General features: G+C 57.0%; 21 protein-coding genes. 19 read left to right on the top strand and 2 right to left on the bottom strand.

Annotation, left to right across the window (positions count from 1 at the left end):
- The first annotated feature begins 112 nt into the window (after positions 1–112).
- From serA to BGP77_RS03990, 9 genes are all read left to right on the top strand, one after another.
- The gene (serA, locus tag BGP77_RS04030; protein ID WP_108164350.1) at positions 113–1,342 is read left to right on the top strand and encodes a phosphoglycerate dehydrogenase; all 1,230 of its coding nucleotides are present in this window, start codon (positions 113–115) and stop codon (positions 1,340–1,342) included.
- Positions 1,343–1,395: 53 nt separating this feature from the next.
- The gene (locus tag BGP77_RS04025; protein ID WP_108163447.1) at positions 1,396–1,902 is read left to right on the top strand and encodes a hypothetical protein; all 507 of its coding nucleotides are present in this window, start codon (positions 1,396–1,398) and stop codon (positions 1,900–1,902) included.
- Positions 1,899–3,125, top strand: coding sequence for an extracellular solute-binding protein (locus tag BGP77_RS04020; protein WP_108163446.1), 1,227 nt, complete (start codon positions 1,899–1,901; stop codon positions 3,123–3,125). Before BGP77_RS04025 ends, BGP77_RS04020 begins: the two co-directional genes overlap by 4 nt.
- Position 3,126: 1 nt before the next feature.
- Positions 3,127–3,795, top strand: coding sequence for a fumarylacetoacetate hydrolase family protein (locus BGP77_RS04015; RefSeq protein ID WP_233252292.1), 669 nt, complete (start codon positions 3,127–3,129; stop codon positions 3,793–3,795).
- 59 nt (positions 3,796–3,854) lie between these two features.
- Positions 3,855–4,685: an LEA type 2 family protein gene (locus BGP77_RS04010; RefSeq protein ID WP_108163444.1), complete on the top strand. Its 831-nt coding sequence runs from the start codon at positions 3,855–3,857 to the stop codon at positions 4,683–4,685.
- A complete protein-coding gene (locus BGP77_RS04005) occupies positions 4,682–5,692 on the top strand; it encodes an amino acid ABC transporter substrate-binding protein (protein WP_108163443.1) in 1,011 nt (336 codons plus the stop codon). Before BGP77_RS04010 ends, BGP77_RS04005 begins: the two co-directional genes overlap by 4 nt.
- A 137-nt stretch (positions 5,693–5,829) precedes the next feature.
- Positions 5,830–6,195 carry a DoxX family protein gene (locus BGP77_RS04000; RefSeq protein ID WP_108163442.1) on the top strand — a complete coding sequence of 122 codons (366 nt, stop codon included), beginning with the start codon at positions 5,830–5,832 and terminating at the stop codon, positions 6,193–6,195.
- Between the two features lie 34 nt (positions 6,196–6,229).
- Complete coding sequence (locus tag BGP77_RS03995; protein WP_108163441.1) at positions 6,230–6,556, top strand: helix-turn-helix transcriptional regulator; 327 nt, start codon at positions 6,230–6,232, stop codon at positions 6,554–6,556.
- 3 nt (positions 6,557–6,559) lie between these two features.
- Positions 6,560–7,108 (top strand): SRPBCC family protein, encoded by a 549-nt coding sequence (locus tag BGP77_RS03990; protein ID WP_108163440.1) that lies wholly within the window; start codon positions 6,560–6,562, stop codon positions 7,106–7,108.
- Between the two features lie 24 nt (positions 7,109–7,132).
- On the opposite strand, the gene BGP77_RS03985 is transcribed toward BGP77_RS03990, so the two are convergent.
- Both BGP77_RS03985 and BGP77_RS03980 read right to left on the bottom strand, forming a co-directional pair.
- The gene (locus BGP77_RS03985) at positions 7,133–7,624 is read right to left on the bottom strand and encodes a C40 family peptidase (protein ID WP_233252291.1); all 492 of its coding nucleotides are present in this window, start codon (positions 7,622–7,624) and stop codon (positions 7,133–7,135) included.
- A gap of 83 nt (positions 7,625–7,707) precedes the next feature.
- Positions 7,708–9,075 (bottom strand): hypothetical protein, encoded by a 1,368-nt coding sequence (locus BGP77_RS03980; protein ID WP_146171189.1) that lies wholly within the window; start codon positions 9,073–9,075, stop codon positions 7,708–7,710.
- 182 nt (positions 9,076–9,257) lie between these two features.
- On the opposite strand from BGP77_RS03980, the gene mnmG reads away from it, so the two are divergent.
- The 10 genes from mnmG to atpA all read left to right on the top strand — a co-directional run bounded on the left by mnmG (position 9,258) and on the right by atpA (position 17,993).
- On the top strand, positions 9,258–11,156 hold the full coding sequence (mnmG, locus tag BGP77_RS03975) for a tRNA uridine-5-carboxymethylaminomethyl(34) synthesis enzyme MnmG (RefSeq protein WP_108163438.1): 1,899 nt from the start codon (positions 9,258–9,260) through the stop codon (positions 11,154–11,156).
- Positions 11,153–11,788 (top strand): 16S rRNA (guanine(527)-N(7))-methyltransferase RsmG, encoded by a 636-nt coding sequence (gene rsmG, locus BGP77_RS03970; RefSeq protein ID WP_108163437.1) that lies wholly within the window; start codon positions 11,153–11,155, stop codon positions 11,786–11,788. Before mnmG ends, rsmG begins: the two co-directional genes overlap by 4 nt.
- A 10-nt stretch (positions 11,789–11,798) precedes the next feature.
- Positions 11,799–12,599 (top strand): ParA family protein, encoded by an 801-nt coding sequence (locus BGP77_RS03965; protein WP_108164348.1) that lies wholly within the window; start codon positions 11,799–11,801, stop codon positions 12,597–12,599.
- An 8-nt stretch (positions 12,600–12,607) separates the two neighbouring features.
- The gene (locus BGP77_RS03960; RefSeq protein ID WP_108163436.1) at positions 12,608–13,489 is read left to right on the top strand and encodes a ParB/RepB/Spo0J family partition protein; all 882 of its coding nucleotides are present in this window, start codon (positions 12,608–12,610) and stop codon (positions 13,487–13,489) included.
- 219 nt (positions 13,490–13,708) lie between these two features.
- Complete coding sequence (locus BGP77_RS03955) at positions 13,709–14,125, top strand: ATP synthase subunit I (protein WP_108163435.1); 417 nt, start codon at positions 13,709–13,711, stop codon at positions 14,123–14,125.
- Between the two features lie 37 nt (positions 14,126–14,162).
- Entirely contained in the window at positions 14,163–15,047 is an 885-nt protein-coding gene (gene atpB, locus BGP77_RS03950; protein WP_108163434.1) for a F0F1 ATP synthase subunit A, read from the top strand.
- A gap of 90 nt (positions 15,048–15,137) precedes the next feature.
- Complete coding sequence (gene atpE / locus BGP77_RS03945; protein WP_108163433.1) at positions 15,138–15,365, top strand: F0F1 ATP synthase subunit C; 228 nt, start codon at positions 15,138–15,140, stop codon at positions 15,363–15,365.
- Positions 15,366–15,418: 53 nt separating this feature from the next.
- On the top strand, positions 15,419–15,889 hold the full coding sequence (locus BGP77_RS03940; RefSeq protein ID WP_108163432.1) for a F0F1 ATP synthase subunit B: 471 nt from the start codon (positions 15,419–15,421) through the stop codon (positions 15,887–15,889).
- A 9-nt stretch (positions 15,890–15,898) separates the two neighbouring features.
- The gene (locus BGP77_RS03935) at positions 15,899–16,435 is read left to right on the top strand and encodes a F0F1 ATP synthase subunit delta (RefSeq protein WP_108163431.1); all 537 of its coding nucleotides are present in this window, start codon (positions 15,899–15,901) and stop codon (positions 16,433–16,435) included.
- Positions 16,436–16,448: 13 nt separating this feature from the next.
- Positions 16,449–17,993 (top strand): F0F1 ATP synthase subunit alpha, encoded by a 1,545-nt coding sequence (gene atpA / locus BGP77_RS03930; RefSeq protein ID WP_108163430.1) that lies wholly within the window; start codon positions 16,449–16,451, stop codon positions 17,991–17,993.
- Positions 17,994–18,016 lie beyond the last annotated feature (23 nt).

Here is an 18,016-nt window from a genome sequence, read left to right as displayed (position 1 = left end):
CTGCTGTGTGCTTCGCAACAGACCATTGCACAATCAGCCCCTTCGGCTGCGCCCTGGCTGTGGTATGATCCGCGCCGCCATTCTTTTCGACCACCCGCAGCAAGAGCCGAGCATGAGCAAGAATTCTCTGGATAAGAGCAAGATTCGCATCCTCCTGTTGGAAGGTGTCCATCAGAGCGCATTGGATACCCTGAACAAGGCGGGCTACACCAACATCGAATACCTAAAGGGCTCACTGCCCGAAGACGAGCTGATCGAAAAGGTGCGGGACGCGCACTTTATCGGCATTCGCTCGCGTACCCAGCTGACGCGGGCTGTCTTTGAGGCGGCCGACAAGCTGGTGGCCGTGGGCTGTTTCTGCATCGGCACCAATCAGGTCGATCTGAGCGCGGCCAGCGAACATGGCGTGGTGGTGTTCAACGCACCCTATTCCAATACGCGATCGGTGGCCGAACTGGTACTGGCCGAGGCGATTTTGCTGCTGCGTGGTGTGCCGGAGAAAAATGCCGTTTGTCATCGCGGCGGCTGGCAGAAGAGCGCGGTCGACAGCTATGAGATTCGCGGTAAAAAGCTGGGCATTGTCGGTTACGGCAGCATTGGTACTCAGCTGGGTGTGCTGGCCGAAGGCTTGGGCATGGAAGTGATCTTTTTCGATATGGTCACCAAATTGCCACTGGGTAATGCCCGCCAGGTTGGCTCGATGAATGCACTGCTGGCTGAAGCCGATGTGGTGACCTTGCACGTGCCGGAAACCGAAGCGACCAAGTGGATGATGGGCGCCGATCAGTTCCGCCGGATGAAGCCGGGCTCGGTGTTTATCAACGCCTCGCGCGGTACCGTGGTCGATATTGATGCCTTGGCCGCGGCACTGGCTGAGAAAAAACTGCTGGGCGCCGCCATCGATGTGTTCCCGACCGAACCGCGCAGCAATAACGACGAATTCATATCCCCGTTGCGCGAATTCGACAATGTGATCCTCACGCCACACGTCGGCGGTTCTACTCAGGAAGCGCAGTACAACATTGGTATTGAGGTCGCAGAAAAGCTGGCGCTGTATTCCGATAATGGCACGTCGCTGTCGTCCGTGAACTTCCCGGAAGTGGCGTTGCCATCGCACCCGGATGCGCACCGCATTTTGCACATTCACCACAACGTGCCGGGCGTGATGTCGGAAATTAACCGCATCTTTTCGGAGAACGACATCAACATCATTGGTCAGTATCTGCAGACCAATGAGAAGGTGGGTTACGTGGTGATTGATGTGGCGCAGGAATGTTCGCTGAAAGCCTTGGAAAAAGTGCGCGAAGTGAAAGCCACCATGCGGACGCGCATCCTGTTCTGAGTCGATGGCTGCTGTCATAATCGACGGCTGTTTTGATCGTTAGGATGGAGTGGATGCCTTTGTCGCTGTGGCGAACCTCAGTCGGGGTGCTCTGTGCGCTGGTGGTCAGCGCCTGCATGACCCGGCCTGGTCAATCCGAGCTGACCACTTGCACCTATCCGGATAGCGTCCGGACACCGGCGCCCGCTTTTATCTGTGGTCAGCCGTTGCCCGGTTATCCGCTGACGCGGTTACGCTCGTCGCCACCCAGTGAGGCCACGGCGGAAGCCCGCATCGAAAGTGGATTTCAGTCGGTTCATCAGCAACTGGTGCTGGAGTGGAATCAGGCTTGGTATTCCGCGTTACCGGCGCAACAGCGTGACCGGGCACAGGCTCTGGTTTACGACTGGCTCAGTGAAGAGCTGCGGGTGGTGCGAACCCGTACCAGCCCGGCTGGAACCATCTGGATATTGGTCGGCCTGAACCGCACCGCCGAGCAGGCGCGTGGGGTGCTCGATAATCGTCTGCGCTCGGCGGGTATAACGCCACCGCAACCTTCAACCGAACAGGAATTGCCATGATTGCTACGCTTCGCCTGCCTGCCGCCCTGTTACTGCTGGTCGCCCTGATGACGCCCGCGCATGCCTTTGAGCAAGGTTCTTTGCTGGTTTGGGTTGACCCGGGCCGCGATATCGATGAACTGACTCGGTTGGCGGAAGCCTACAGCGAACGTACCGGTGTGACCGTGGAGGTTGCGGCGCCGGAGCAAGGCCGGCGTGCTTTTCAGCAACGTGAAGTGGATAACGACGGGCCCGACATCTACATCGGTCAACACCAACATCTGACTGACTGGGCCATGGGCGGTGTTGTGACCGCCATCGAACCGCGCTCGACGTTACGCAATGCCATCAACGAACCCTATTGGTCGGTGCTCACCTTCCAGGACGTCGTCTATGGCTATCCGTTGGCACTGGAAGGCGCTGTTCAAGCCTGCAATGCCGATCAGGTCGATGCCCCTTTCGACACTTGGCAGGCGGTGTGGCAAGCCGAAAGCAGCCTGGCGCGTCAAAATGCCCGCCCCCTGCTGTTTGATGCCACCAACCTCTATCTGAATTACGGCTTGATGAGCGCTCAAGGCGGCTATGTTTTTGGTCGCGATGAAGCCGGTTTATTGAATACGCAGGATGTGGGATTGAGTGCTCCGGCTGCCATTGCGGCTATGTCGTTTATGCAATCGATGATCGAGGGCGATCTGTTGCCGGCGCGCTTGACCACCGAAGATGTTGATGACGCCTTCACGGCCGATCGGGCGGCCTGTGTGCTGACTGCGGCCAATGCGTTGCCGGATTACGAAGCCGCCGGTGTGGATCTGCTCGTGGGGCCTTATCCGTCGCTGAGTGGTCAGTCCGGGCGCGGGTTTGGTGAGGTAACGGCAGCCTTTATCAATTCGGCGACACCCAATAAAACCCTGTCGCGCCGGTTTATTGAAGACGCCTTGCTCAGTGAGGCCGGTTTCGACGCGTTAACCGAAACCCTGGCGCCGGCTGCGCCTTTGCACGAAGCGGCATTGGAGCAGTGGCAGGAAGACGAAGACTGGCACGCGCGGGCCTGGACCGTTTGGCAAACAGCCGAACTGCAGCCATCGGTGCCTGCCATGGCGTTGTATTGGATGTTTGGCAGTGCCGCCATGGAAGCCATTCTGGAGCAGCAAGCGCCCATTCAATCGACGTTATCTGATGCGGCCGCTCAGATTGCCGAGTTGGCGGTCATCCCCGAGCCCGTCGAAGAAGACGAGGAAGAGTAAGGTGTATGCGCATCGTTGGCATTCTGGTGATGCCATCGAACTGCCGGTCGGCAAGGCCGTGTGTGTCGGGCGCAATTACGCCGAGCATGCGCGTGAGTTGAACAACCCCATTCCGGAGCAGCCGCTGCTGTTTCATAAACCCGCCAGCGCCTTTTGTGAGTTGGCAGGTCAATTGTCGCTGACACGCGCGACGCTGCATTTTGAAACGGAATTGGCGCTGTTGATCGGTGCGCCTTTGACGGCGTCGAGTGATGATCCTTGGACGGCGGTGACGGCTGTGTCTCTGGCGCTGGATTTAACCGATCGCGAACTGCAATTGGAATTAAAACAGGCTGGTCATCCCTGGGAGCGCGCCAAAGCGTTCGATGGTGCCTTACCCTTGGGTCCCTGGTTGCCCATCGCGCAAATGCCCGCTCAGATGGGCGATTGGTCCTATCGTCTGGAACTTAATGGCGCGCTTCGTCAGCACGGACAGATTCGTCAAATGCTGTGTCCGCCGGCGCAATTGCTGCGTTTGATTCTACAGGATTTCAGTCTGTCTCCTGGCGATGTGGTGCTGACCGGTACCCCGGCAGGTGTGGGGGTTTTATCCAACGGTGATCAACTGCTGTTCAAACTGGATGACACCGATTGGCAATTGCACAGCCAGGTGGGCGTCGCTGGCTCTTGACAGTTGTGCCGGCTCAGGCAAAGGTGCCGAGGTCTTTATTCCTGTATTGGTGAGCTGTGATGCGAGTCTTGTGGCTGTTTGTGGCGGTGGTTCTAGGGTTGGCCGGTTGTGCTGGCCTGGGTGTGGATGATGTGTACCGGGCACCCACCTTTCAGCACCAAAGCAGTCAGCTGACCGCGCTGAGCTGGCAGCAACTTGATGGCCGCAGCCGCGTCACCATCACCAACCCCAACGCCTATTCCCTACCCATTCAATCGCTGCGGGCGGAGCTTTGGCTCGATGGCGAACCCTGGCTGCAACTCGACAGCCCACCGATTTCCGGTTTGCCTGCTGGCCGTGCCACGACGGTGAATCTGGATTGGTCACTGGCGGTATCGGGTTTGATCGACCGTGTGGCTGACGCTTATGACAACGGCGAAGTGGCGTTGATGCTGCATCTGTCGCCGACTGTGGATGTGCCGGTACTGGGGCCACGCCAGTTATCGTGGGAACAGTCTTTTACCGTGCCGGTACCGCGTTTGCCGACGGTGCAGCTGGCGGACTGGCGCGTCGATAGCATTAATTTGACTTCGGTGACGGTCGAACTGGACCTGCTGTTGGATAACCCCAATCGTTTTGGTTTAAGCACCGGCCCGGTCGAGCTGGCGGTGCGTACCGGGGGCGATCCGATCTCGGCCGTAAGCCTGTCGCCGGTGTCGATGGGGTCGGGTGAAAAGCGCATGCAGTCGACGCGTTTGCGGCTGGATTATGGTGACCTGGGCGGCACGTTCGTGAATGCGTTGCGTGATGGACGTTGGCCAAACGATCTTGAGCTGGAGTGGCGTGCGCCGGTCCGCAGTCCGGATTTGGGACTGGCATTGCCTGACTTTGTTGGGGAGGTGGCCTTGTGAGTCGGGCTAAGTGGGCTTTATGGGTGGCGGGTGTTTGCTTCAGCCTGAGTGCGACGGCCTCCACGCTCAGTGAGGTGCGAGCCAAAGACCAGCTCGACTGCGGGGTCTCGACCGGCATTCCCGGTTTTTCCAATCCGGATAACCAAGGCCACTGGAGCGGTCTGGATGTGGATATCTGTCGCGCGGTGGCTGCCGCCGTGTTGGGCGATGCCACCAAAGTACGGTTTACCCCCTTAACCCCGGGCGATCGTTTTTCCGCCTTGTCGTCCGGTGAGATCGATATGCTCTCTCGCAATACCACCTGGACACATTCGCGCGACACCACCTTAGGCATGATCTTCGCGGGCATCGCCTTTTACGATGGGCAGGGGTTTATGGTGCAGCGTACCTCCGGCATTCAGAGTGTTAATGATCTGGGCGGCGCGGCTGTTTGTGTTCAGGGAGGGACGACCAGCGAACTGAATTTGGCCGACTATTTCCGCGAGCACGGTCTGAATTATCAGCCAGTATCCTTTGCCACGTCCGACTTGGCGCTTGAAGGATTTCAGGCGGGGCGCTGTGCGGTGCTGTCATCGGATTTGTCGCAGCTGTATGCGCTGCGCACGCGTCTGGAAAAACGGGACAGCGTGCTGATGTTGCCGGAAGTCATCTCCAAAGAGCCCTTAGGTCCGGCGGTCCGGCAGGACGATATGCAGTGGTACAACATCGTTAAATGGACGCTCTATGCCCTGGTCAATGCCGAGGAATATGGCGTGACCCAGACGAACGTAGACGCGATGCGCCGCTCCAACAAACCGGTGATCCAGCGCATGCTGGGCGTGAATGGCGATACCGGGCGGGCCATGGGTCTGTCGGCAGATTGGGCGTATCAGATTGTTCGCCAGGTCGGCAATTACGGTGAAGTCTTTGATCGCAATATTGGTCCGGATACGCCTTTGGGGTTCGATCGCGGGCTGAATTCGCTGTGGAGCGAAGGCGGTCTGCTTTACGCCCCGCCGCTACGCTGACCTTATTGTTAATCCTTAATTCCGGCTGGCCTTAGTGTCTTTTCATGCCTTGACAGTAATATTCTCTGTTGGTTATATAACTACCTTGGAACTTAGATTCCCCAGGCTTTTTAAACCAATGATAAGAGGAAAAGGTTATGTCGATTGCTTTATGGATCATCCAGGCGGTGCTGGCTTGGTTTGCTATCGCGGGCGGCTATTTCCAGCTGTTTAAATTCGCCGATCTGAAAACGTCGGTGGTGGCGATGCAGCAACTGCCACAGGGCGTTTGGGCGGTGTTGGGCGCAGTCGGCATCATTGCCGGGTTGGGCCTGGTGTTTCCCGCCGCTTTTAAAATCATGCCAGTGGTGACGCCCATTGCCGCCGCCGTCATGCTGGCGCATTCGCTGCTGATTGCTGCGTTCTATTTATATTTTGGCGATAAAGCACCGCTGCCCTATGTGTTGGTGATGGCGCTGTTAGCGGCGATCATCCTTTATGGTCGGTTAAAATGGTTGGCCTGAAGTCGAACCAAAACCAAAACAGAGATCGATAGCGATGGAAACCAGCTTTAGTGTCGTCGCCGAACCCAATCGACGTGCCATTCTCGATATGCTGCTCGACTCCGAACGCTCGGTAAGCGAAATAGAACAGGCGCTGACTTTGTCGCAGCCGTCGGTCTCCAAGCATTTACGCATCCTGCGCGAAGCGGGTTTTGTTGAGTCGCGAGTGGAAGCTCAGCGCCGTCTGTATCGGCTGAAACCGGAACCGCTGATGGAACTGGATGCCTGGTTGGCGCCCTTCCGTCGCTACTGGTCGGCGCAGATCGATAAGCTGGAAGCGCATCTGGACGGGCTTGGCGATGATGCACCGAGTGAGGATTGAAGCATGAGCACGGCAGACGATTACCAGGCCGGTGACGCCCAGGGTGCGCGCATCGAAGCGCAGGGGGACGATTGGATTTTGGTGGTTGAGCGGCGTCTGCGTCATTCCCCGACCAAGGTGTGGCAGGCCATTACCGACCCGGAGCAACTGCGTCAGTGGGCGCCGTTCGATGCTGATCGCAATCTGGCACAAAGCGGGATGGCAAAGTTATCCACGGTCGGCACGCCCGAGCCGCATGTCACCGAGACCGAAATCAAGCGCGCCGAAGCGCCGACCCTGCTGGAACTAAGCTGGGGCGATAACGATATGCGCTGGCAGTTGGAGGCGCTCGATGATGGCGGCACCCTGCTGACGCTGTGGCACAGCATCGGTCGCGACTACATCGCCATGGGCGCTGCGGGCTGGCATATCTGCTTTGATGTGTTGGGGCACTATCTGGACGGCGATCCGCTGGGGCGGATTGTCGGAGCGGATGCTATGGCACACGGCTGGCCGAAGTTGCATCAGCAATACGCTGAACAGTTTAAGGCCGGGCGCAGCGGCGAAGCCTGAGCTGGCATTACGGCTGATCCGGTGTTATAGAAAGCGTCGCGCCTGGGAGTAATGGTTGATCCAATAACGATTCGACAGGGAGGACACCGTCACCCCGCGCGACGAAGAAGCGTGCATAAAGCGATCGTTGTCCAGGTAGATGCCCGCGTGCTGCTCTTTACCGGCAATGCGGAAAAACACCAGATCGCCCGGTCGCAACTGATCGAGCCGAACAAACTGTCCACCGTTGAGCATTTGCGCGGTGGTGCGCGGTAAGTCGGTGTGACCCAATGCTTCGCGATAAGCGGTTTTGATAAAACCGGAGCAATCAAAGCCGGCGGGTGTGCTGCCACCGTAAACGTAGGGCACGCCCTGATAGCGGGTATAAACTTCCTCGAACCGAAGGACCAGATCCGACTGCAGCGCGTAGTTCGAGCTTTCCATGCTTTGGTAGCTGGCGCAGCCCATGATCACCAGGCTCAGCAGTAAAGCTGGCCAGGACAGACGATGTGACCAGGGCATGGGCGTGGATGTCATTGCGGGTCCTCAAGGGGTTAGCTCGGCTTACCGTGATGGTAGCGGAGCCAATCCCGTGACAGACACTATCTTTACAGTTCCGGTTACAGCAACGACACCAGGCCCAGCTTAACGCTCAAGCTGATGTTGAGGCCTTCTGCCGCTTCAATTCCGCCCAGCAGATAACCGCCTTCGAGTGAGAAGCGGGCACGTTCGCTCAAGGGGGTGGGGATATCGGCTTCAACGAACAACTGCGTTCCCAGACCGTCTGGGCCGTAGAGTCCATCGAGACCATAGCGGAAACTTTCGCTGTGATTCAGTGCTGATACCAGACCGATGCTGCCGTAATAGGGTTCTACCACGCTGGCGCGCAGCCGGTAACCCAGGTCAATGTCGCTGTTGGAGTCGAACCGCAAGCCAACGAAATAGCTTTGGTCGAGGTTGTTGAGAATGCCAAACAGGTTCTGGCCCACTTCCAATTGGTTGCGATGACGATAGGCCACCTCTTCTACTCGGTCGCCTTCTTCGATCAGCGCCTTGGCCAGGTCGTAGTGGTCAGAACGGGCAATTTCACCGCGGGCGACGTTGTCGTTAACTTCGTTGATGCGGATCTGACCCACCATTTCACGGAACGATTGCTCCGAATCGATCGGTTTGATGTCTTTGTAGATGGCGAAATAACTGCCGGCACTGATGCCGGACAGACGACCGAGGTTGATGGCGACTTCGTTATCGAGCTTCGACAACACCTCACCTTCAACGCGAATGTCAGGCGCGGTCATCTCTACCCAGTCGTTATTGCGAATCGACAACCGGCCGAGTTTGATTTCGCCAACCGAATAGACGCCGCTGACGGAGGTGACTTCGATGATGCCCGTCTGGTTGTCGACAAAGCCGTAGCTTTCGCCGCGGCTGTCACGGATTTCTTCACCCCGGCGGAAGACGCGGTACAACTGACCGACTTCCACACCGGCGCTTTCACCCAGATCGAAATAGAGGCGGTCGGCCGTGACTCGGACAACGGAGCCCAGTTCGCGGAATTCGCGTTTGAGCATCAGCGGCAGCTCGTATTCGAGCTGCGCCAGAATGGACTGTACATCGCGGGTGTTGAAATCCAGTGAGCGCTGCATCTGCAGCTCGCCATTGGACACACCGTAAAAGGAGGTGGTTAAGGTGGACGAACCCCAGCCGTGCGGATAGAGCGTGACCACTGCGACGGTGGTCAGATCGGCACGTCGGGCGGCGTCGACCATGGCGGTGATTTTAGCCTGACTGTCGGGCCGTTCGGACGTCTTGGCGGTGGACACCTGATAATCACGTAACTGGTTGATGGCTTCACTGGCGACCAGACGCAAGTCTGGGCGGCTGGCCAGATTGTCATCATCCAGGTCAGTGACCAGAAGCAGGTTTTGCGCCAAACAGAGGCTACTTGCTGCCCATAACAGGGCGCAGACTGAAAGCTTGCGAATCACAAAAATCGTCCTAACGGGGGTTGAATCCCCTAGTATAGCCGCTGAGCGCCAGATGCAAGGCATTGAGTGGTTTGACGCCATCTTCTAAGGGGCCGGGAAAACTCGTATAATCGCCGCCCCATTTTTCCGGGCTGGTCAAAAAGTGAACGTGCCGGCCCGGGTTCAACGGTTTGAGGTGGAACGTGGATTTTCCCAAGCGTTATCAGGTGGTGGTGATCGGTGGCGGTCACGCCGGTACCGAAGCGGCTCTGGCTGCGGCCCGCACCGGTGCGCAGACGCTGTTGCTGACGCATAACATCGAAACGGTTGGTGTGATGTCATGCAACCCGGCCATCGGTGGCATCGGTAAAAGTCATCTGGTGAAAGAAATTGATGCGCTCGGCGGTGCCATGGCGCGCGCGACCGACCGTGCCGGTATTCAGTTTCGCATGCTCAACAGCCGCAAGGGTCCGGCGGTGCGCGCAACCCGCGCCCAGGCTGACCGAGCGCTGTATCGCGCGGCAATTCGCGACATTGTGGAAAATCAGTCCAACCTGGAAGTCTTCCAGCAGGGCGCTGACGATCTGTTGATTGAGAACGATCGTGTGACCGGCGTGGTGACTCAGACCGGTATCCGCATTCTGGCCGATACGGTGGTACTGACGGCGGGTACTTTCCTCGGCGGCAAAATTCACGTCGGTATGCAGAACTATTCTGGCGGTCGCATGGGCGATGCGCCGAGCAATTCTCTGTCAGCGCGACTGCGGGAACTGCCATTGCGTGTCGGTCGTTTAAAGACCGGCACACCGGCGCGAGTCGATGGTCGCAGCCTCGACTATTCGAAAATGACCGTGCAGCCGGGCGATACCCCGCTACCGGTGATGTCTTACCTGGGCTCGGTGGATGAACACCCCCAGCAGGTCGATTGCTGGATTGCCCACACCACCGAACAAACGCACGACATCATTCGCGCCAATCTCGACCAGTCACCGATGTTCGCCGGTGAAATTGAAGGCATTGGCCCGCGTTACTGCCCGTCGATTGAAGACAAGGTGACCCGTTTTGCCGACAAGACCAGTCATCAGGTGTTTGTCGAGCCAGAAGGCCTGAGTACTTACGAAGTCTATCCGAACGGCATTTCCACCAGTCTGCCGTTCGATGTGCAGGTCGACTTTATTCGGACCATTCAAGGGTTTGAGAACGCGCACATCACCCGGCCGGGGTATGCGATTGAGTACGACTATTTCGACCCACGCGACCTGCGCCATACGCTGGAAACGCGCTATATCGAAAACCTCTATTTCGCCGGCCAGATCAATGGCACCACCGGTTACGAAGAAGCCGGTGCGCAGGGTTTGCTCGCCGGTTTGAACGCCGCCCGTCGCGCCCGAGGCGAAGACGGCTGGTATCCGCGTCGTGATGAAGCCTATCTGGGTGTGTTGGTCGATGATCTGATTACCCTTGGTACTCAGGAGCCGTACCGGATGTTCACCAGTCGCGCCGAATATCGGCTGCTGCTGCGTGAAGACAACGCCGATACACGTTTGACCGAAACCGGTCGCAAGCTGGGTCTGGTCGATGACGAGCGGTGGTCGGCTTTCTCCACCAAACAAGACGCCATCGCGGTAGAAAACGAACGCCTGAAACGTACCTGGGTGCAGCTCGGTTCTGAACAGGCCAAGGCGCTGGCGGAGCAGCTGGATCAGCCACTGTCACGCGAGACCACGTTGCGAGATTTGCTCAAGCGGCCGCAGTTGAATTACACCGACATTGAAGCGCTGGTGCCGAGCGATGTTGAGCTCACCGATGCGGTGCGTCAGCAGGTGGAAATCAGCGCCAAGTACGAAGGTTACATTCAGCGTCAGCAGGATGAGATCGACACCCTGCGTCGTCATGAAAATATGGCGCTGCCGGATGATTTCGATTACGGCAACGTCGGTGGTCTGTCCAACGAAGTGAAACAAAAGTTGGAGCAGGCGCGTCCGGAAACACTGGCGCAAGCCGCCCGTATTTCTGGTGTAACGCCGGCGGCGGTATCGGTTTTGTTGATTCATCTGAAGAAGCGCTCTCTCGGCCACGCTGCGGTGAAAGACAGCGCATGAGTGATGCCTGGCGCGCCGAGCTGGAAACCGGCATAGCGGCGCTCGATCTCGACATCGAACCGTCAGCGGTTGAGCGCTTGTTGGCGTATCACGCTTTGTTGGTGAAGTGGAATAAAGCCTACAACCTGACCTCGGTGCGCGATCCGAGCGAAATGATTCATCGTCACCTGATTGATTCGCTCGCCATTGTGCCTTTTGTCGATCACACTGAATTGCTCGATGTGGGCACCGGCCCCGGTTTACCCGGCATGGTGCTGGCGCTGGTGCGGCCGCAACAAGCCGTGACGCTGCTCGACAGCAACGGTAAAAAAACGCGGTTTTTGACCCAGGTGCGATTGGATCTGGGTGTGGAGAACGCGACGGTTGTGCACAACCGTCTGGAAAGCTGGCAGCCACAGCGTCACTTTGCTCAAATCAGTTCACGGGCCTTTGCCACTCTGGATGAGATGGTGGCAAAATCCAGACACCTGTTGGCCCCGGCCGGTCGTTTTTTGGCAATGAAGGGCCGCTACCCTCAGGACGAGCTCGATGCCCTGCCTAACGGCGTGGTGTGTGATGCTGTCCATTCGCTGAATGTGCCAGGCACCTCCGGCGCTCGACATCTGGTACAGTTGTCGATCCGGGATGTATAAGGATGCGATCTTGACTCAGATTTTCGCGATTACCAATCAGAAAGGCGGCGTCGGCAAGACGACCACCGCCATCAATCTGCCAGCCTCGCTGGTGGCCATGAAGCGCAAGGTGCTGGTGGTCGATCTTGACCCACAGGGCAATGCCACCATGGGCAGCGGTATCGATAAAAACGACGTCGAGTTGAGCGTCTACGATGTGCTGACCAGTCGTTGCGCTTGTGCCGATGCTGTTGTGCGTGCTGACAATGCGGGCTACGACATTTTGCCGGCCAATGGCGACCTGACCGCAGCTGAAGTTGAACTGATGCCCATGAAGATGAAAGAACATCGTCTTCAATACGCGTTGGCGGAAATCAAACAAAATTACGAATACATCTTTATCGACTGCCCGCCGTCCTTGAACATGCTGACGGTTAACGCCCTGGCTGCGGCCGAGCAGGTGTTGATTCCGATGCAGTGCGAATACTACGCACTGGAAGGTCTGGCCGCCTTGATGGAAACCATCGGCTCCATTCAGAAAGTGGTGAATCCGGGGTTGGCCATCGGCGGTTTGTTGCGCACCATGTACGATCCGCGCAACAGCCTGACCAATGATGTTTCCGATCAGCTGAAAAACCATTTCGGCGACAAACTCTACTCTTCGGTCATTCCCCGTAACGTTCGTCTGGCCGAAGCGCCCAGTTACGGCACACCGGTACTGCAATACGATCGCACCTCCAAAGGCGCCCTGGCTTACCTGGCGCTGGCGGGCGAGATGGTGCGTCGGGTTGAAGGCGTTAAAGCACCCGAAGCGGCTGAAATCACAGGATAACGATGACAATGTCACCGAAAAAACGAGGTCTCGGGCGCGGCCTGGACGCACTGATCACCACCCGTGAAGAAGTGGAAGCCATTTCTGAACAGCCGGTTAAAGAAGTCCGCGACGGTAGCCTGCGCGAACTGCCTATCGAATGGGTGCAGCGCGGGGTGTATCAGCCGCGTCGGGATATGTCGGCCGATGCCTTGGAAGAGCTGGCCGCCTCGATTCGGGCTCAGGGTGTGATGCAGCCGGTGGTGGTGCGCCCGGTGGGTCCGCAAAGTTTTGAACTGATTGCCGGTGAACGTCGCTGGCGTGCCTCGCAAATGGCGGGTTTGGATACCATTCCTGCGGTGGTGCGTGATGTACCGGATGAAGACGCCATCGCCATGGCGTTGATCGAAAACATTCAGCGCGAAAACCTGAATCCGATGGAAGAAGCGTTTGCTCTGCAACGACTGCAAAAAGAGTTTGAGTTAACTCAGGCAGGTGTTGCGGAAGCGGTCGGTAAGAGTCGGGTTACCGTCACCAATTTGCTGCGTTTGATCAGCCTGGAAGATGAAGTGCGCCGCTTGCTCGAACACGGTGATCTGGAAATGGGTCATGCTCGAGCCTTACTCGGTTTGCAAGGCAGCGCGCAGGTCGAAGCCGCGCGCCAGGTGGTGGCCAAAGGCATGACGGTTCGGGCCACCGAACAACTGGTGCGTACACTGGCCGAAGGTGGCAAGCCTGAAGCGCCGGTCGAAGCGCGGCCGGATGCCAACATCAAGAATCTCGAGGAGATGTTGTCGCAGCGCCTGGGCGCCAATGTTGCCATTAAGCATGGCTCCAAAGGTAAAGGTTCGTTGGTCATCAAATACAACAGTCTGGATGAACTGGACGGTATTCTGAATCACGTAAAATAGTCACGGTCGCGACAACTATCAGCGTTAGAATTGACGCTTTACACGCCAGCAGCGCCTGGCTGTAACCAAGTGTTGCGACCTTTGGCTCATCTGTATTGAAGCCCCCGAACGAACCCAATATACTCACCCGGATTTTTTGGCTGGTGTCCGGTGGACAAAAGCGGGGCAATGCCCATTTTAGGCAAGCCCGCTGCCAAATGAGCTTCGGTATTGAGCGTTATGGCAGACGATAAAAACCGGAATCAGACCTTATTCAGGCCGGTTCGACCGCGCCCCATACCCCGCCCTACAGCCTGGCGGGTGTTGTTGGTACAGGGGGTGTCTGCGGTCGTGATGTTCGTAGCCGTTGGTATCTGGTTTCCCGAGGTATTGGTATCTGTCGTGGTTGCAGCGCTGCTGGCGCTGCTGGCCCAGTTTTACTTTACCTGGCGAAGTTTGCGTCACTACGGCGCCCGCCAGGTTGGCCTCTTCATTGTGGGTGCAACCCGAGGCCTGTTTGGTAAATGGATGATAGTGGCTGTCGGTCTGCTGTTGCTGTGGCGCAACGCCAGCGGACCGGAAGCCCTAGCCATGCTGCTGACCGTCATCGTCATCAATACGTTGGCGGCAGTACTGGCTCCGATTCTGGTTAAGTGACCGCTCGCAAGGGTGGTAAACAAGGGGATTAGTACCTATGGCAAGTAGCGAAGGCGGTTACGCCAACGCGGGTGAGTACATTCAGCACCACCTGACGAACCTGACCTACGGCAAATTGGAAGCGGGCAGTCATCTGTGTGATGGCAGCACGACCAGTGAAGCCGTTTGGAAAGTGGCTCAATGCCACGAAGAAGTGGAACACATGGGGTTCTGGGCCATCCATTTGGACTCCATGATCTGGTCGATCGGACTGGGCGCCGTGTTTCTTCTGTTGTTCGGAATGGTCGCGCGCAAAGCCCATGCGGGTGTGCCGACCGGCATTCAAAATTTCGTTGAAACCATCGTTGAATTTGTCGACACCCAGGTGCGCGACATTTTCCACGGCCGTAACCCCTGGATTGCGCCGATCGCTCTGACGGTCTTTGTCTGGGTGTTCCTGTCGAACCTGATGGACATCATCCCGGTCGACCTGATTCCTTACAGCCTGGAATTGCTGGGTGTGAAGTATCACAAGATCGTACCGTCGACCGACCCGAACATTACCCTGGGCACGGCGACGTTCGTTTTCTTCCTGATGATCTACTACTCCTTCAAAGTGAAGGGCATGGGTTTCATCAAGGAGCTGTCATTTACGCCGTTTAACCACTGGGCATTCGTACCTTTCAACCTGTTCCTGGAACTGGTTGGTCTGCTGGCCAAGCCGTTCTCACTGGGTCTGCGTTTGTTCGGTAACCTCTACGCGGCTGAGATGATCTTCATTCTGATCGCACTGATGTTCGGCGGCGGCATTTTCATTGCTGTCTTCGGTGGTGCGCTGCAACTGGCCTGGGCGATTTTCCATATCATGGTGATCCCGTTGCAGGCCTTTATCTTCATGGTGTTGACCATCGTGTACCTGAGTCAGGCGCACGAGGACCATTGACGATTCACCGGTCTGGCCCGATGGGTCAGACTAATTTTTCAAACCTTACGACTTAAACTTGAGCTACTAACTGAAACTTAGGAGAACGACATGGAACTGGTATACATTGCCGCTGCAATCATGATGGGCTTTGGCGCGATCGGTGCTGCGATCGGTATCGGCATCCTCGGTGGTAAACTGATGGAAGCCAGCGCTCGCCAGCCGGAACTGGGCCCGATGCTGCAAACCCGCTTCTTCATCGTTGCTGGTCTGATCGACGCCATCCCGATTATCGGTGTTGGTATCGCTATGTACCTCATCTTCGTGGTGGCTGGTTAATCCAAGCGCCCCTAGAGGTACTGTGATTAAACCAACCAAAACGAGGTGAAGGCGTGAACTTTAACGCAACTTTTATCGGACAAATCGTCGTCTTCGCCGTTTTCGTCTGGATTTGTGCCAAGTTTGTCTGGCCTCCGATTATGGAAGCCATGCAGGCCCGCCAGAAGAAAATCGCCGAAGGGCTCGATTCTGCCGACCGTGCTGCCAAAGATCTGGAACTGGCCAAGCACGAAGCGGAGAAGCAGCTGAGCGAAGCCAAGAAAGAAGCGGCAGCCATCCTCGAGCAAGCCAACAAGCGCGCCACCCAATTGGTGGATGAAGCTAAGGTGACTGCTCGTGAAGAAGGCGACCGCATCGTGGCCTCTGCCCAGGCTGAAGTCGATAAAGAAGTCACAGCAGCGCGTGAGCAATTGCGTGAGCGGATTTCTGAACTGACTCTGGCTGGCGCTGAGCGCATTCTGGGCTCTGAAGTCGACGCGAAAAAACACAGCGAGTTGTTGGATAAGCTGGCAGCAGAGCTGTAAGGGGGAAGCATGGCAGAACTCAGTACGCTCGCTCGTCCTTACGCCAAGGCTACTTTCAACGCCGCACTGGACAGTCAGGCGCTGAACGCATGGTCCAAGCAACTGGCGACTCTGGCTGTTATCAGCGAGCAGAGCCAGGTTGAAGACCTGATCAACAATCCAGCCCTGTCGGCTTCCGACAAGGCCGCCGCATTGAAAGATGTTGCTGGCGATGCGATTGGTGATGGCGTTACCAGCCTGATCGACGTCCTGGCCGAAAACCGCCGCCTGTCGTTGCTTGGCGAAATCAGCGTGCAGTATGAAGCGCTGAAAGCTGAGCATGAAAAGAGTGCTGATGTACTGGTGACCAGTGCATTTTCTTTGAGCGATAGCGAGCAGCAAAAGCTGACAGAAAAACTGACCACGAAACTGGGTCGCAAAGTCAGCTTAACCGTCGAAATTGACGAAGCCCTGATTGGCGGTGTGCTGATCAAATCGGGCGATCTGGTCATCGACGGTTCGGTGCGCGGCAAGTTGGCGAAGCTCGCTGACGCAATGAATTCCTAATGAGGGAAATGAAATGCAGCAACTGAATCCTTCAGAAATCAGTGACATCATCAAGGAGCGTATCAGCAAGCTCGATACCGCTTCCAAGGCTCAGAATGAAGGCACCATCGTCAGTGTTTCCGACGGTATTGTGCGCATTCACGGCCTGGGCGATGTGATGTCCGGTGAGATGATTGAATTCGAGGGCGGCCTCTTCGGCATGGCCCTAAACCTGGAGCAAGACTCCGTTGGCGCCATCGTTCTGGGCGACTACAAAGGCCTGGCCGAAGGTCAGATCTGTAAGTGTACCGGTCGTATTCTGGAAGTACCGATCGGCCCGGAACTGCTCGGTCGCGTCGTTGACGCCCTGGGTAACCCCATCGATGGCAAAGGCCCGATCAACACCGACCTGACCGATCCGTTGGAAAAGGTCGCGCCGGGCGTAATCGCTCGTCAGTCGGTTGATGAGCCGGTACAGACGGGTTACAAAGCCGTCGACGCCATGGTGCCGATCGGCCGTGGTCAGCGTGAGTTGATCATTGGCGACCGTCAGACCGGTAAAACCGCTCTGGCCGTTGACTCCATCATCGCTCAGAAAAACTCTGGCATTAAGTGTGTCTACGTGGCGGTTGGTCAGAAGCAATCGACCGTTGCCAACGTGGTACGCAAGCTGGAAGAACACGGCGCGATGGAATACACCACCATCGTTGCAGCCACGGCTTCAGAACCTGCGTCCATGCAGTTCCTGGCTCCGTACGCCGGTTGCACCATGGGTGAATACTTCCGCGATCGCGGTGAAGACGCGCTGATCATCTATGATGATCTGTCCAAGCAGGCAGTGGCTTATCGTCAGATTTCCCTGTTGCTGCGTCGTCCGCCGGGCCGTGAAGCATTCCCGGGTGACGTTTTCTATCTGCACTCCCGTCTGCTGGAACGTGCGGCTCGCGTTAACGCTGACTACGTTGAAAAATTCACCGACGGTAAAGTGAAAGGCCAGACCGGTTCATTGACTGCGCTGCCGATCATCGAAACCCAGGGTGGTGACGTTTCTGCGTTCGTACCGACCAACGTGATCTCCATTACCGACGGTCAGATCTTCCTGGAAACCGACCTGTTCAACTCCGGCATTCGTCCGGCGATGAACGCCGGTATCTCGGTCTCTCGTGTAGGTGGTTCGGCTCAGACCAAGATCATCAAGAAACTGGCCGGTGGTATTCGTACCGCTCTGGCTCAGTACCGTGAACTGGCGGCATTCTCCCAGTTCGCATCGGACTTGGATGAAGCCACCAAAGCCCAGCTGGACCATGGTGTTCGCGTCACCGAGCTGATGAAGCAAGGTCAGTACGCGCCGCTGACGGTCGCTGAAATGGCTGTTTCCGTCTATGCCGCCAACGAAGGTCATCTGAAAGCGCTGGAAGTCAGCGAAGTCGGACGTTTCGAAGCGGCCCTGCATGCCTACATGAACAGCGAACACGCTGATCTGATGAAACAGATCAACGACTCGGGCAACTACAACGATGAGATTGCCCAATCGCTGAAGGACGCCGTGGAGAAATTCAAGGCGACCCAGACCTGGTAATTCACCGGCCACCTCAGGTGGCC

The organism is Saccharospirillum sp. MSK14-1, assembly GCF_003054965.1.
Taxonomy (GTDB): domain Bacteria; phylum Pseudomonadota; class Gammaproteobacteria; order Pseudomonadales; family Natronospirillaceae; genus Saccharospirillum.
This window is presented reverse-complemented; position numbering and strand designations above follow the sequence as displayed.